The organism is Pontibacterium sinense (assembly GCF_015209595.1).
GTDB lineage: Bacteria > Pseudomonadota > Gammaproteobacteria > Pseudomonadales > Balneatricaceae > Pontibacterium > Pontibacterium sinense.
The window spans coordinates 119,257-132,525 of the sequence record NZ_JADEYS010000001.1; the positions used below are offsets into that span (position 1 = coordinate 119,257).

At 50.8% G+C, this 13,269-nt stretch carries 11 protein-coding genes and 7 tRNA genes; 14 read left to right on the forward strand and 4 right to left on the reverse strand.

Annotated features, from left to right (window positions below):
* Positions 1 to 112: 112 nt before the first annotated feature.
* Positions 113 to 955 carry an HNH endonuclease gene (locus tag IOQ59_RS00515; RefSeq protein ID WP_193951298.1) on the reverse strand — a complete coding sequence of 281 codons (843 nt, stop codon included), beginning with the start codon at positions 953 to 955 and terminating at the stop codon, positions 113 to 115.
* Positions 956 to 1,055: 100 nt separating this feature from the next.
* Here IOQ59_RS00515 and IOQ59_RS00520 point away from each other — a divergent pair, with 100 nt between their 5' ends.
* A complete protein-coding gene (locus IOQ59_RS00520; protein ID WP_193951299.1) occupies positions 1,056 to 1,943 on the forward strand; it encodes a restriction endonuclease in 888 nt (295 codons plus the stop codon).
* Positions 1,944 to 2,219: 276 nt separating this feature from the next.
* Here IOQ59_RS00520 and IOQ59_RS00525 read toward each other — a convergent pair whose 3' ends face one another.
* On the reverse strand, positions 2,220 to 2,822 hold the full coding sequence (locus tag IOQ59_RS00525; protein ID WP_193951300.1) for a hypothetical protein: 603 nt from the start codon (positions 2,820 to 2,822) through the stop codon (positions 2,220 to 2,222).
* Positions 2,823 to 3,141: 319 nt separating this feature from the next.
* Here IOQ59_RS00525 and IOQ59_RS00530 point away from each other — a divergent pair.
* From IOQ59_RS00530 to IOQ59_RS00590, 13 genes are all read left to right on the forward strand, one after another.
* Positions 3,142 to 3,218 (forward strand) — tRNA-Arg (locus IOQ59_RS00530).
* A 51-nt stretch (positions 3,219 to 3,269) separates the two neighbouring features.
* Positions 3,270 to 3,345 (forward strand) — tRNA-Thr (locus tag IOQ59_RS00535).
* A gap of 12 nt (positions 3,346 to 3,357) precedes the next feature.
* Positions 3,358 to 3,433, forward strand: a tRNA-Asn gene (locus tag IOQ59_RS00540).
* Between the two features lie 9 nt (positions 3,434 to 3,442).
* Positions 3,443 to 3,519, forward strand: a tRNA-Asp gene (locus IOQ59_RS00545).
* A 76-nt stretch (positions 3,520 to 3,595) separates the two neighbouring features.
* Positions 3,596 to 3,671 (forward strand) — tRNA-Thr (locus IOQ59_RS00550).
* A 12-nt stretch (positions 3,672 to 3,683) separates the two neighbouring features.
* A tRNA-Asn gene (locus IOQ59_RS00555) sits at positions 3,684 to 3,759 on the forward strand.
* Between the two features lie 87 nt (positions 3,760 to 3,846).
* Positions 3,847 to 3,922: transfer RNA gene (locus IOQ59_RS00560), tRNA-Thr, on the forward strand.
* Between the two features lie 52 nt (positions 3,923 to 3,974).
* Positions 3,975 to 4,157, forward strand: coding sequence for a DUF6726 family protein (locus IOQ59_RS00565; protein WP_193951301.1), 183 nt, complete (start codon positions 3,975 to 3,977; stop codon positions 4,155 to 4,157).
* Positions 4,158 to 4,343: 186 nt separating this feature from the next.
* Positions 4,344 to 4,523 (forward strand): DUF3012 domain-containing protein, encoded by a 180-nt coding sequence (locus tag IOQ59_RS00570; RefSeq protein WP_193951302.1) that lies wholly within the window; start codon positions 4,344 to 4,346, stop codon positions 4,521 to 4,523.
* Positions 4,524 to 4,649: 126 nt separating this feature from the next.
* Positions 4,650 to 5,078 (forward strand): hypothetical protein, encoded by a 429-nt coding sequence (locus tag IOQ59_RS00575; protein WP_228050585.1) that lies wholly within the window; start codon positions 4,650 to 4,652, stop codon positions 5,076 to 5,078.
* A gap of 77 nt (positions 5,079 to 5,155) precedes the next feature.
* Positions 5,156 to 6,448, forward strand: coding sequence for a TolC family protein (locus IOQ59_RS00580; protein WP_193951304.1), 1,293 nt, complete (start codon positions 5,156 to 5,158; stop codon positions 6,446 to 6,448).
* Complete coding sequence (locus tag IOQ59_RS00585) at positions 6,445 to 7,935, forward strand: efflux RND transporter periplasmic adaptor subunit (RefSeq protein ID WP_193951305.1); 1,491 nt, start codon at positions 6,445 to 6,447, stop codon at positions 7,933 to 7,935. The genes IOQ59_RS00580 and IOQ59_RS00585 overlap by 4 nt, the downstream gene beginning before the upstream one ends.
* A complete protein-coding gene (locus IOQ59_RS00590; protein ID WP_193951306.1) occupies positions 7,932 to 11,045 on the forward strand; it encodes an efflux RND transporter permease subunit in 3,114 nt (1,037 codons plus the stop codon). The genes IOQ59_RS00585 and IOQ59_RS00590 overlap by 4 nt, the downstream gene beginning before the upstream one ends.
* An 87-nt stretch (positions 11,046 to 11,132) precedes the next feature.
* Here IOQ59_RS00590 and IOQ59_RS00595 read toward each other — a convergent pair whose 3' ends face one another.
* The gene (locus tag IOQ59_RS00595) at positions 11,133 to 12,095 is read right to left on the reverse strand and encodes a DUF4214 domain-containing protein (protein WP_193951307.1); all 963 of its coding nucleotides are present in this window, start codon (positions 12,093 to 12,095) and stop codon (positions 11,133 to 11,135) included.
* Between the two features lie 97 nt (positions 12,096 to 12,192).
* Positions 12,193 to 12,951: a phosphonate metabolism protein PhnP gene (gene phnP, locus IOQ59_RS00600; RefSeq protein WP_193951308.1), complete on the reverse strand. Its 759-nt coding sequence runs from the start codon at positions 12,949 to 12,951 to the stop codon at positions 12,193 to 12,195.
* Positions 12,952 to 13,269: the final 318 nt, after the last annotated feature.

Consider the following 13,269-nt stretch of genomic DNA (forward strand, 5'->3'; position numbering starts at 1 on the left):
TATCCTTTGCTATCAAATAGATAATTAAAAAATATTTAGTTTATAATTTCGCTCTGCTTCCGACATGTTTAAGCGAGTCTATTGCAATGATTGTCGAAAGGTCCTTGATTCTCTACAAGCTTTTTTGAGAGGCTGATCGCTGCAGTTTCTTCCTATCGCCGGCTTTGTTCAATGAGTGCATTTGACGGTGACAGTTTGGGCAAAGTGCCGCAACGTTGTCAGTGGTGTCCCGGCCGCCTTCGGATAGCCACTCAATGTGGTGCACTTCTAAATACGGCTCACCGCCAGGTTTCAGGAATGGAGCTGGTTGTTCGCAAAGCTCACAGCATCCCTGAGCCCGTCTGAGAGCGAATTCAACAACGAGTGGATCACGTGGATGCTGCACGGAACAAACGCTTCTATCTGTTCGTGCTGAGCTCTTAGGGCGATTGCGGAGTCTCCGTGTAAGGTCTTGATCTGAAAGTGCTTTAGCGGCCTTCTGGCGCGCGATTAACGTGACTGAGAGCTCGTCGACTTGAATCTCAGGTGCAGGAGCTCCTGTAATGAGCTTCAATGGGAAAACCCACACGCTGCGGTAATTTCCTTCGGTGTCGGGTTGGACCTCCTTATATGGGCTGTCAGCCAGTTCTACTTCGCCAACAAAGATGTAGTCAGTCGACTTTCCGGTGAATCTCTCGAAATAAAAAACTTGGATGCCGGTCATAGGAGACTCGGCGAGTGTCTTATTGCTCCTGGATAACGTTTGGTCGCCAATGAGCCCCATGCCGGTGTAGTGCAAAATACCGTTCTCGTCCCATCGATCGTCATAGAGAGACTTAGCGTGGTCTGTGAACAGCACCAAACAGTTGCGTCGGTTGCTTTTACGCATTCCACCTTGAGGTCCACACAGGAAGAGATCGCAAAGGTCCTGGTTGGAAATACGCTGCCCCGGGGCTAAGTTGGGCTGGAACGTCATGTCATCATTCCCTAATGAATATATGTTCGGGTAATGGATATTAGCAGCAATGCCTGTAGGTGCTAAACTGGCGGTCCCATAATCATGACAGGGATTTAATATGGCAAGGAAGCGCCGCACCTCACCTCTTGAAGATCTCGTTGAGATTGCTTCAATCCTCCCATATTGGGCGAGCCTGATCATTGCTGTGGTTTGCTACATGCTCTTTCACCATTACGCAACATCGGAACTAGATCTTGCAGTGAAGCAGGGATCAGCAAATCCATACGATATGAGTGGTATGCTGTTTAAGGCCGTTGCTTCGGCTCTGCAATACATCGTTCCGATGGCGTTTGTCATCGGTGCGGCAGTGTCCGGTCTGAAAGCGTTCAGAGGACGGAAACTGGCCGAATACTACGTATCTACACCTACTCAGAACACACCCCGCACAGAAGCACATAGCACGCCTGGCGATACATCCAAGCCCACGGACAGCATGAGCTGGACGCAGTTTGAGTTGTTGGTTGGTCATGCATTCAGGCAGCTTGGTTATAGCGTGATTGACGGTGGAGAGTCCGGTGCCGATGGCGGTGTTGATGTTCACCTCCGAAAGGACGGCCATGCTTACCTTGTTCAGTGCAAACACTGGAAGACAAAGAGTGTCGGCGTCTCTGTGGTGCGTGAACTCTATGGTGTGATTGCCGGTGATGGAGCACGAGGTGGATTTGTTGTGACCTCCGGTTATTTTACTGAGGAAGCCAAAGCATTTGCCAGCGGGAAACGTATAGGTCTTATCGACGGCGTTAAGCTCGATAAGATGATCCGGTATGCCAAGAAGTCAGTTCCGGACGATGCGCTGAGGCAGGTTGAGAGCGCTCCTGGGAGTCCGTCATGTCCAAAGTGTTCATCTGTGATGGTGAAGCGTAAAGCACGTCAGGGGCAGCATGCAGGGCTAGAGTTCTGGGGATGTTCGCAGTTTCCGAAGTGTCGTGGTATTAAAGCAAGCTAAGTGACCACACTCAGGTCACAGTGCTGAATCATAATCCACTGTGACCGCTTCTCCTCCGGATTTCGGTGTGATCACCTACCCTTATAAGGTCTGGAGATCCTTGTTTTGAAGGCTTCTGAGGGCTTCTTAGCCCGGTTAGTAATCCGTTGCCTAAATAGTTCAGGAGAATATAAGGGAGACAGTCAAAATGCTGGTTTCCCCTTTTATGTGATGGCCGCATAAATGGGTGTCCCTATTGATGCGGCGGCACTCCTAGAATGACTGACCGAGCAATAATTACAAATATCTACTAATAAATCGTTCATCTAGTTCAGAAAAGAGAACCCTTCTTGATTCTGCAACTAGAGCAGCATAACCGGTTTTAATAGCTTTTTCTGTTGCTGCACTTGCTTGAATCTCGATAACTTCATCGAAGAAATAACTTTTCTCGACCTTCCCGTTGTTTTCAATTTCTAGAAGGATTTTTAAGTTCATCCGATAAGGAGTATCGCTATCTACTGCTAACAAACCAAAAATTGGAAATTTTGACATCCCTCCCCACACCCAGTAGGCATCAGCTTTATAGATAGTAACTGTTACTGAATCCGAGGAGTTATGGTTTTCTTGAGTAGTTTCTACAAAGTAACGGTGTATATCATTTTCAATGGTCAACCTAGTTGGTTGTGCTGTCTGAATTGGAAAATGAGTATCTGAGCCCAGCATAGTGTTAACTAACTTGCCAGGCGTCGCTTTGTTTACGATGTTTAACGCACGAATGTTCATCTTATGAACAACATCAGATTGATATTGCGAGGATGACAAATCGACTTTAAGCGGCGCGGAAGAACAACCTACAACAAGTATGCTTGAAGTTAAAATCATGAGGATTTTTTTTAGCATGAGAGAACCTTTTCCTTAAGGTGAACTGAGCTACTCAGAGTAGCACTTAGCGTTTTTGCGCAAGATAGCAATTATTTTAAGCGCTTACAATACAACAGCTTATGGGCGATGCGGAGAGTTAGGCAAGGCGCACACTGGTCACAGTGCCGCTGTAATTTCACTGTGCCGGAACTCTTTGATATTGAGTGACTTTTGACCAAGTGTGCCGCTAAATCTTGCGCGCCTGGAGGGAATTGTTCCTCTGACCGTCAAGATCGGTAGGAAGCACTTGGCAAATGGGTCGCAGATACGTAATATTGGCGCCTGCAAACACTTCCTAGCGCCTGTAGCTCAGCTGGATAGAGTAGCAGGTTCCGATCCTGTTGGTCGGGGGTTCGAATCCCTCCAGGCGCGCCATTTTTTATTAGGTGGTTGGTGGGAGTTTGTAAACATCTCTTTGAGATATGTGCCGCTATAGCTCAGCTGGTAGAGCAACTGACTTGTAATCAGTAGGTCCCGAGTTCGACTCTTGGTGGCGGCACCATTTATAGGCTATTCCTCGATAGCTCAGTTGGTAGAGCAGTAGACTGTTAATCTATTGGTCGCTGGTTCGAGTCCAGCTCGAGGAGCCAAACCGTTGCGGAGCGGTAGTTCAGTTGGTTAGAATACCTGCCTGTCACGCAGGGGGTCGCGGGTTCGAGTCCCGTCCGTTCCGCCACTACTGCGGGGAAGAGTGTTGATAAACATCTTCACCACAGTGCGAGCCATGGCGTAAGTCATGTCTCTATGTAAATGCCGCTATAGCTCAGCTGGTAGAGCAACTGACTTGTAATCAGTAGGTCCCGAGTTCGACTCTTGGTGGCGGCACCATTTACAGGCTATTCCTCGATAGCTCAGTTGGTAGAGCAGTAGACTGTTAATCTATTGGTCGCTGGTTCGAGTCCAGCTCGAGGAGCCAATATTCAGGTGAAGCGCGGCGATATCCGCTTTATTGTCTTCGTTTGGATCAGAGTCATGACTCTCAGTCATGTCTTCACATCTTTTAGCCGCTATAGCTCAGCTGGTAGAGCAACTGACTTGTAATCAGTAGGTCCCGAGTTCGACTCTTGGTGGCGGCACCATTTCTCATAATCTACACCCCTCCTTTTTTGTGTTGAATAGGATAGTTAACACATGATCAAACCCATGATGATTGTTTTGATGGCGCTCATGCTGAATGGCTGTGTGTTGACTAAAGTTGTGACCGTACCTATGCGTGTGGGTGGTGCAGTTGTATCGGTGATCCCCGTGGTGGGTAATGCGGCGGATGCGGCAATCGACACGACCGCTGATGTGATTGATCTGGTACCGTTGTAATCACTGTTCAGCTTTATCTTAGTATGAGTTCGTTTCACTCCAGAGATGCAGCGATTACCTTCAGAACAGACTTTTTCGAGCTTAATTCCTTGGCTAAGAGTCCATACGCTGATTAAGATGGAATGAAGTGAAGGTCTGGTATTATTCGCCCCTATTTTCTTTGCTCTGATATCTAAGGGTTTGTATATGCTTAAAAATATTAAAAAAAGTCTCTTTGTATTTGCTCTCGGTTTTACAGCATTAACTTTACAGGGATGCTCGCCAGAGATCGGTAGTAAAGAATGGTGTGCTGATATGAAAGAGAAGCCAAAGGGTGAATGGACGGCAAACGAAGCGAAAGAATTTACCAAGAACTGCCTGCTTTAAAATGTTCTGAACAGAGAATGTTACCATGAGACGACTATTTTGTCGTCTCATGAAACTTTTCTAGTACTCTCGTATCCTACAGGACAAGATGTTATATCTTGGCAGCACTTAATCATTGATGGATCTATGATGCTCACAGCACTCAGAACAATCAGCAGCAGGACACTGGCAGCAATCGCATTGCTGTTTTTTGTCGTCTATTGCTCTGTGGGTGTGTGTACGAATTGGGTAGGTTCGAGCAATTCGGATCCATTCTTCACCCATGATCTGGTCATGGACCATAGTCAGCATCAGTCTGGCGATGCGCCTATGAGTGATATGTCCCATTGCGGCAGCGACGAAAGCGGCTGTGACTGGGGACGTAATCTGGTGGCTGATCCTATGCAGGATGCCGACCCATCCACCAGTTTCTTTGTTCTCTATCTCCTTTCTGCCAGCATTTTGCTGGTGATGCTCTGGCGGCAGCTGCGTCTGTCTGGCCCTTTTATCCGTGAGCGAGTTTTCCTCCGCGGTTATCCGCGTCTACATATTCAGCACGCTGTTTTCCTGAATTAAGCCCCCTGTTTTCTGCCTAAATTCGGTCCGCCGGCATGATTCCGCGCGGAGAGTTTTTCTATGCAAGAGACAGGATTATGCGTTTTTGTATTCCCACTATATTTGCGGCAGCCATTGCCATTACATTGCCGGTTCAGGCTGATTTGCGTCTTCAGGATGCCGTTGCTGAAGCGATTCACAGCGATCATTGGGCCCGCAGCAATAACTTCCAGGAACAGGCGCTACGTTCGCAGGCACTCGCCAGCGGTCAGTTGCCTGATCCGAAATTACGTTTGGCGCTCGCCAATCTGCCGACCGATACCTTCGACTTTGATCAGGAAAATATGACGCAGTTGCAGGTCGGATTGTCCCAGCAGTTTCCGCGTGGAGACAGTTTGAAAATTCGTCAGCAGCAGCTCGGTCAACAGGCTGATAAAGGCCCGATCCAGCGCCGTTTGCGCGCAGCAAAACTAAAACAGCAAGTCTCCAATCGCTGGCTCAAGCTGCATGCCTTGCAGGAACAGCTGATGTTACTGGAGAACAATCGCCATCTGTTTCAGGAGCTGGTGGATATCAGTCGAGCCAACTTTCGCAGTGGCAAGGCGCGGCGCTTTGAGGTGATTGACGCTGAGTTGCAGATTACCCGTCTCAATGATCGCATTACCCGTATGCAGCAACAGGACGCCGTGTTGCGTGGCCAGCTTAACCGTTGGTTACCTCAGGCGATGAGTGCTGAATCCCTGCCGATCTCTTTACCGGAAATTAAGCCATTGCTGGCGCTGGATAACGTGTCGGCATTGCAGTCTGCTGTGCAATCTCATCCCCAGTTACAGCTGTTGGCGCAAGACGTTGAAATCCGTCAACGAGGGATTGAGCTGGCGGATCAAGCCTATAGACCGGGCTTCCGACTTGATACCAGCTATGGCTTGCGCGATGACATGCCAAATGGGCGTGATCGTGCTGACTTTTTCAGTGTGGCGCTGACCTTTGACCTGCCGTTATTTCCTGAAAAGCGGCAGGATGCTAAACGCAATGCGGCGGTGCAGCAGCGGGAAGCAGCGCGGGAAGATCGTTTGCTCAGCCTTCGGGAGTACGAGGCAGAGCTTCACCAGGCGATCAGCAACTATCGGGGTTTGCAGCAGCGTTTAGCAATCTATAACCAAGATTATCTGCGTCAGTTACGTGAAAAACGTATCGCGGCGATCCGTTCTTATGCGGCTGCGGATGGCCGTTTCTCTGATGTGGCTGCCGCTGCAATGGGTGAGCTTGAAACCAAGCTGATGAAAGTTCAGCTAGAGCATCAACAGGCCCAAATGATTACCAACATGAACTACTGGCTGGCAGGTGCAGATCCGCTGTTGATGGCCAATGAAGGCGAGGTGAATCCATGAACAAGTTTCTTCTGACGAGCGCAGCGTTATTAATCGGTGCCGCTGGCGGCTATCTGGCACCTCAATATCTCGGCATGAACGGGGATATGGTTGGGGAAGCCGCACCTGCTGCCGATGAGCCGCTGTATTGGGTGGCCCCGATGGATCCGAATTTTCAACGTGATAAACCGGGATTGTCGCCTATGGGGATGGATCTGGTACCGGTCTATGCCGAAGATCTGGCCGGTGGCGGTGATTCGCCGGGTACGGTGAGTATTAATCCACAGGTCGAAAATAATCTGGGAGTGCGCACTGCACCGGTGGTATTCAGTCCATTGCAGGAAACCATCAATACGGTGGGTTATGTGGGTTATGACGAAGAACAGCGGATGGATGTGCATTCACGGATCTCCGGTTGGTTGGAAGTGTTGCATGTGCAGTCGGAAGGCGAGTATGTCGAAAAAGGCGCGCCTTTGTATGAGATCTATTCGCCGGATCTGGTCAATGCTCAGGAAGAGTATGTAGCTGCCATACGCAGCGGCAACCGGTATTTGCGAGATGCCAGCCGGGCAAAATTGAGCGCTTTGGGTGTCCCTGAGCAAGTCATTTCGAGGTTGCGTAAAAACCGAAAAATCCTGAACAGTATTCCATTTTATGCATCGCAGTCCGGTTTTGTCAGCATGCTGAATGTCCGTCAGGGGATGTTTATTAAACCGGCGACACGGGTGATGAGCATTGGTGCGCTGGATCAGGTCTGGGTAACCGCGGAGTTGTTTGAGCGGCAAGCCGCGCAGATCAATATCGGTGATCATGCGCGGATGAGACTCGATTTCCTGCCCGAACGATTCTGGGGTGGAACGGTGGATTACATCTATCCCACGTTGAATGAAAAGACCCGCACCGTGCAGGTGCGTCTGCGCTTTGATAACGCGGATATGGCGCTGAAGCCGGGCATGTTTGCGCAGATTGATGTGCAGGCCCAACCAACCGCGGAAACACTGAATGTTCCCTCCAGTGCAGTGATTATCACCGGTACACAGAAACGGGTGGTGGTGGCACTGGGTGATGGTAAGTACAAGTCTGTTAGGGTGGAAACTGGCACGCGTTTAGGGAACCGTACTGCGATTGTGGACGGTGTGTACCCGGATGATCAGGTGGTGGTGTCGGCGCAGTTTATGCTCGATTCGGAATCTTCCATCAACTCTGATTTTATGCGCATGACGCCCCCTGAAATGGGCAGAATCGACGAAACCTGGGCACATGCCAGTGTTCGCGAACTGAATGTCGAGAATCGTACGGTGTTGCTGCAGCATGCCCCGATTCGACTGTGGGATCAGCCGGCAATGCTGATGGAAGTGCCTGTGGACGATGCGGTTGACCTTGATCAGTTGCAGCCTGGTACGACCGTTCAAGTGTTGCTCAATGGCGGTAACATGCGTGAGTTAAAAGTCGTGGATGTGGTCCTGCCACAACCTAAAGCGCCACGTGAGCAAGGAGACGTTCTGTGATTAAGGGACTGATTTTCTGGTCGATCAGGAATCGCTTCTTTGTCCTGCTCACGACCCTGATTCTTGTGGGTTGGGGAGCGTTTACCCTGAAGCAAACGCCCATCGATGCGATACCGGACCTGTCGGATGTGCAGGTGATTATCAAAACCAGCTATCCGGGACAGGCCCCGCAAGTGGTGGAGGATCAGGTCACCTATCCGCTGACCACCTCGATGTTATCGGTACCGGGTGCTAAAACCGTACGGGGATTTTCCTTCTTTGGTGATTCCTATGTGTATGTGATCTTTGATGAAGATACCGATCTTTACTGGGCGCGCAGTCGGGTACTGGAGTATCTCAGTCAGGTCGCGTCACGCTTACCGGCCAGTGCCAAACCACAACTGGGGCCGGATGCCACCGGTGTCGGTTGGATCTATCTCTACGCGCTGGTGGATCGTACCGGTCAGCATGATCTGGCACAGTTGCGCAGCTTGCAGGACTGGTTCCTGAAGTACGAGCTGCAAACGGTGCCGGGTGTGTCCGAAGTGGCACCCGTTGGCGGTATGGTAAAGCAGTATCAGGTCAGCGTTGATCCGGAAAAACTGCGCGCGTTTAATATCCCGCTGTCTCATATCAACAACGCCATTAAACGGGCGAATCAGGAGAGTGGTGCTTCGGTCTTAGAGATGGCGGAAGCAGAATACATGGTGCGCGCCAGTGGCTATCTGGACGGTATAGATGCGATTCGTGCCATTCCTCTGGGCGCGACGGATAAAGGTACGCCCATCCTGTTACAGGATCTGGCGGAGGTAAACATCGGTCCACAGATGCGCAGGGGCATTGCCGAGCTGGATGGCGAGGGCGAAACCGTCGGCGGTGTGGTGGTGATGCGTTTTGGTGAAAACGCCCAAAAGACCATCAATGGTGTGAAAGCCAAGCTGGAGGAGTTAAAGCGCAGCCTGCCAGAAGGCGTGGAGGTGGTGACTGTATACGATCGTTCCGGGCTGATCGAACGGGCAGTGGATAACCTGGTCGAGAAACTGATTGAAGAGTTTATCGTGGTGATCGTGGTGTGTGCCGCGTTCCTGTTCCACTTCCGCTCCTCGCTGGTGGTCATCATCAGTCTGCCGATCGGTATTCTGGTGGCGTTTATCGTCATGTATTACCAGGGCATCAACGCCAATATCATGTCGTTGGGTGGGATTGCGATTGCGATTGGCGCGATGGTGGATGGCGCCATCGTGATGATCGAAAACGTCCATAAGCATATCGAACGCACCCCGCTGACGCCGGAAAATCGCTGGCAGGTGATTGGTGATGCCGCCGCAGAGGTCGGGCCCGCACTGTTCTTCAGTTTGTTGATTATCACCATGAGTTTCCTGCCGGTGTTTACACTGGAAGCGCAGGAAGGGCGGATGTTCTCTCCACTGGCGTATACGAAAACCTACGCTATGGCTGCGTCCGCAGGGCTAGCGATTACACTGGTACCAGTGTTGATGGGCTATTGTATCCGCGGCAAGGTGCTGCCTGAACACAAGAACCCTCTTAATCGACTACTGATCGCGATCTACCTGCCGGTGATTAAAGTGGTATTGAACTGGCCAAAAGCCACTGTCGTAACCGCATTGCTGATTACCGTGGTGGGTTTCTGGCCGCTGGACAAGTTGGGCAGTGAATTTATTCCGCCGCTCGACGAAGGCGATCTGATGTATATGCCGACCACTTATCCCGGCATCTCCATCGGTAAAGCGCGGGAACTGTTACAGCAGACGGATAAGCTGATCAGTACTGTGCCGGAAGTGGAACGGGTGTTTGGTAAGATTGGTCGTGCAGATACTGCCACTGATCCCGCCCCGCTGACGATGATCGAAACCTTTATTACGCTGAAACCCCGGGATCAGTGGCGTGAGGGGATGACCACCGAAAAGCTCACCAAGGAGATGGATAAGCTGGTGAAGTTCCCCGGTCTGACCAACGCCTGGGTGATGCCGATTAAAACCCGTATCGACATGCTCGCCACAGGGATTAAAACCCCCGTGGGTTTGAAAGTGGCAGGCCCTGATCTGAAGGTGATTCAGGATATTGGTCAGCAGCTGGAAAAGGTGGTGGCAGAAGTGCCGGGCACCGCGTCGGTGTATTCCGAGCGTGTCGCGGGTGGGCGCTATATCAAGGTAGATATTAAACGTCTGAAAGCGGCCCGTTACGGCCTCAATATTGCGGATGTACAGGCGGTCATTACCAGTGCGATTGGTGGTATGAATGTCTCTCAGACCGTCGAAGGGCTGGAACGTTATCCGGTAAACGTACGTTATCCACAGGACTACCGTAACTCGGTTGAAAAGCTGCAACTGCTGCCGTTGGTAACACCCATGGGGCAACGTATCGCGCTGGCGGATGTGGCTGAGATCTACATCGAAGATGGTCCGCCGGGGATCAAAAGCGAAAACGCCCGTCCTAACGGCTGGACCTTCGTGGATATAGAAGGTCGCGACCTCGGATCTTATGTGGTCGATGCGCAAAAGCATGTAGCGGAGAATATCGAGCTGCCACCGGGCTATTCGATCAACTGGTCGGGCCAGTATGAGTATCTGCTGCGGGCGCAGGAGCGTCTGACCTACGTGGTTCCACTGACGCTCGCGATCATCGTTATTCTGCTTTATCTGAACTTCCGGCGTTTTGCCGAAGTGGCGATCATTATGGGCACCCTGCCGTTGGCACTGATTGGTGGTATCTGGATGCTCTACCTGAACCAGTTCAACTTCTCCGTTGCGGTGGGTGTGGGCTTTATTGCCTTGGCCGGTGTGGCGGTAGAGATCGGGGTGATCATGTTGGTGTACCTGAATCAGGCATTTAAGGCCAAACAAGCGGAAAAACCGGATGGGCTAGCATTGTCGGATCTGCGTGAAGCGGTGATCGAAGGTGCGGGAATGCGCGTCCGTCCGGTGATGATGACCGTGGCGGCGATTATCGCCGGTCTGCTACCAATCATGTATGGCACCGGTACCGGTTCGGAGATTATGCAGCGGATTGCGGCACCGATGGTGGGGGGCATGGTCAGCGCGGTGGTGCTGACGCTGGTATTGGTTCCGGCGGTGTATTTTCTGTGGAAGAAGGGGGCGTTGAAATCCTGAACTGGGATTCTGATTGTGCATGAAGCCCTGTGCCTGCAGTGTTGTTGCAAAAGGGCAGCACTGCAGGGCTGAAAGGGGCTATTCAATTTAACTCACGATCATATCGGTCGTCAGGGAGGACTGACCGGCTGTTTCGATAAAGTGTCCAACATCGGCGGCGCTCAGGTCTTTGAACTCGGAGGATTCACTAAAGTTCTGAACGATCTGGGCACGACTGAGCGTATTGCTTTCTAATTGTCCGCTCCAGTATTGATGGCCCTCAGAATCAGCGTCACGATTCAGCACGTTGTTATAGAGAGTGTCTAGAAATTGTGAGTTATCCAGTTCTGAATAGGTGTTAATGAATTCGGGGCTGACCAGGAAGTTTTCAACGACATCATCAAAGTTGACTCCGGTATCCAGACGTTCGCTCCAATATTGGAAACCATCGGTGTCAGGCATGCGGTCAAACACCGCTTTGTATAGACGGGCGAGAGACTGGTCTTCAGCCAGTGCATGCTCAGGCGACTCGACTTCCCGATGGCTACCGTCTTCCTGTCGAATATTGATACCTTGTGGGGTTTCTTCATCAGGCGAGCTATAACGGTGCTCAATGGTGTGGGATTGGCCTTCATGCTCTAGCTGCTGGTCAGTGGTCTGGTAATAACCGTCAGTTTCACGTTCAAATACCTGACCGTTGATGACGTGGTATTCGTCATCGCCCACTGTATACACGCCGTCTACACGGGTATCAAACGGATAGCTCTCATGTTCGTTATCATCTCCATCGCTAGTTTCTTGGTGATCGTGATCGTCGCGATGGTCTAGATCCAGCCCGTCGTGCCCCTGTGATGATGACTCGTGTGTTTGATAATAGGTATCGGAACCGGGTGTTTTGAGATACACCTCGATTTCTTGCTGACCATGTTCGTTTTCTGTTTTGATGATGCGGTCTCCGGAGACATGATATGACTCTCCGGGTTCAGGGTATTCTTGTTGCCATTGGCCATGCTCAAATTCAAATATCCGAACTACAAGTCCGTTTACAATCTCAAACTTTTTATCGCTCATCACATTCACCGCTTTATTCGCTACTCGTCAGATGGGTAACAGCCTAAAAGGGCAAACTTAAAACAAGCTTAAAGCCGAGTGAGAAAGATCCAGATTTTTAGAATGTAGTCAGTGGCATTCCATCTCGGGCAACAGCGATACATGCTTCTGATAACTCATTGTCCAGCAGCCAATCGTCTAGCTCATGCCCAATATGGGTCAGAATCATCTGCGTTGGTCTTAATGCTTCGAAGGTCTGATTACTCAAATTCAGGTCGTTGTGATTCCGGGGAGGCTTGGCTTGGGGCGGTAGGCTGGTATCAAGCACCAGCAAGTCCAGTTTGAACTGTTGCAGGAATGTTCTTGAGGCCGTGGGCAGGCCCACGGTATCGGTGAGATAGGCGATGCGTTTGCCGTCCTGCTCGAACAGGTAGCCAAAGGTGGGTTTGGAGTGCTGCATCGGAATCGGGGTGATGCTGAGCCCCGGTTGCAGTGAAATCGATTCGAAGGCTTTCAGGGAAGGGAGAAATTCCAGGATACCCGGATGCTTTTTTAGATCATCACCTGCACCGCCGTCTTCAGGCCCATACACCGGAATATGGTCGTTGATACCCCAGCGCAGATGGAACAGACCCTGAATGTGGTCCATATGGTAATGGGTGAGCAGAATGCCGCTGAGTTGGCCGGGTCTGAATCGTTCACACAGATCGGTCAATCCACCATCAATGAGGAGGCGCAGGTCACCGCTTTCAAATAACGCGCTACAAGGTTTTCGACGCAATGCCGGTGTTTTCCGTGCGTTTTGGCAGGCGCGGCATTTGCAGCCGTATACCGGAACCTGACGAACATCGCCGGTGCCTAACAGAGTCAGTTGCATCAGGCCGTCACTCTTCGAAGTTATGTCGTGCTTTAGTGTCCAACGCCTGTCGGTCCATAGCAATCTTGTTTTCATGTGTATCAATAAATGAAGGTACCTCACTGGATGTTAACGGCGTTTTGGTAAAGCCGGATCAGTTGTGTCTTTCCCGTGGACGGAAACTGTCGTTCCGGGCTGCGGGTAGGCCCCGGAAACAACGATGTAGGAAGTTTGAGGTGGAAACCCGTAACGGTTTTGGCAGAAGGTAAGGAACGAAAGTGGAACATCTGATATGAGGGTATCGAAGGGTGTTGTGAAGGCGAGAATTTTCGTTTACTC

Excerpts from the sequence above, each read along its gene's own strand:
- IOQ59_RS00515 (WP_193951298.1), bottom strand. The coding sequence starts at position 955 with ATGACGTTCCAGCCCAACTTAGCCCCGGGGCAGCGTATTTCCAACCAG.
- IOQ59_RS00520 (WP_193951299.1), top strand. The coding sequence starts at position 1,056 with ATGGCAAGGAAGCGCCGCACCTCACCTCTTGAAGATCTCGTTGAGATT.
- IOQ59_RS00525 (WP_193951300.1), bottom strand. The coding sequence starts at position 2,822 with ATGCTAAAAAAAATCCTCATGATTTTAACTTCAAGCATACTTGTTGTA.
- IOQ59_RS00565 (WP_193951301.1), top strand. The coding sequence starts at position 3,975 with ATGATCAAACCCATGATGATTGTTTTGATGGCGCTCATGCTGAATGGC.
- IOQ59_RS00570 (WP_193951302.1), top strand. The coding sequence starts at position 4,344 with ATGCTTAAAAATATTAAAAAAAGTCTCTTTGTATTTGCTCTCGGTTTT.
- IOQ59_RS00575 (WP_228050585.1), top strand. The coding sequence starts at position 4,650 with ATGATGCTCACAGCACTCAGAACAATCAGCAGCAGGACACTGGCAGCA.
- IOQ59_RS00580 (WP_193951304.1), top strand. The coding sequence starts at position 5,156 with ATGCGTTTTTGTATTCCCACTATATTTGCGGCAGCCATTGCCATTACA.
- IOQ59_RS00585 (WP_193951305.1), top strand. The coding sequence starts at position 6,445 with ATGAACAAGTTTCTTCTGACGAGCGCAGCGTTATTAATCGGTGCCGCT.
- IOQ59_RS00595 (WP_193951307.1), bottom strand. The coding sequence starts at position 12,095 with ATGAGCGATAAAAAGTTTGAGATTGTAAACGGACTTGTAGTTCGGATA.
- phnP (WP_193951308.1), bottom strand. The coding sequence starts at position 12,951 with ATGCAACTGACTCTGTTAGGCACCGGCGATGTTCGTCAGGTTCCGGTA.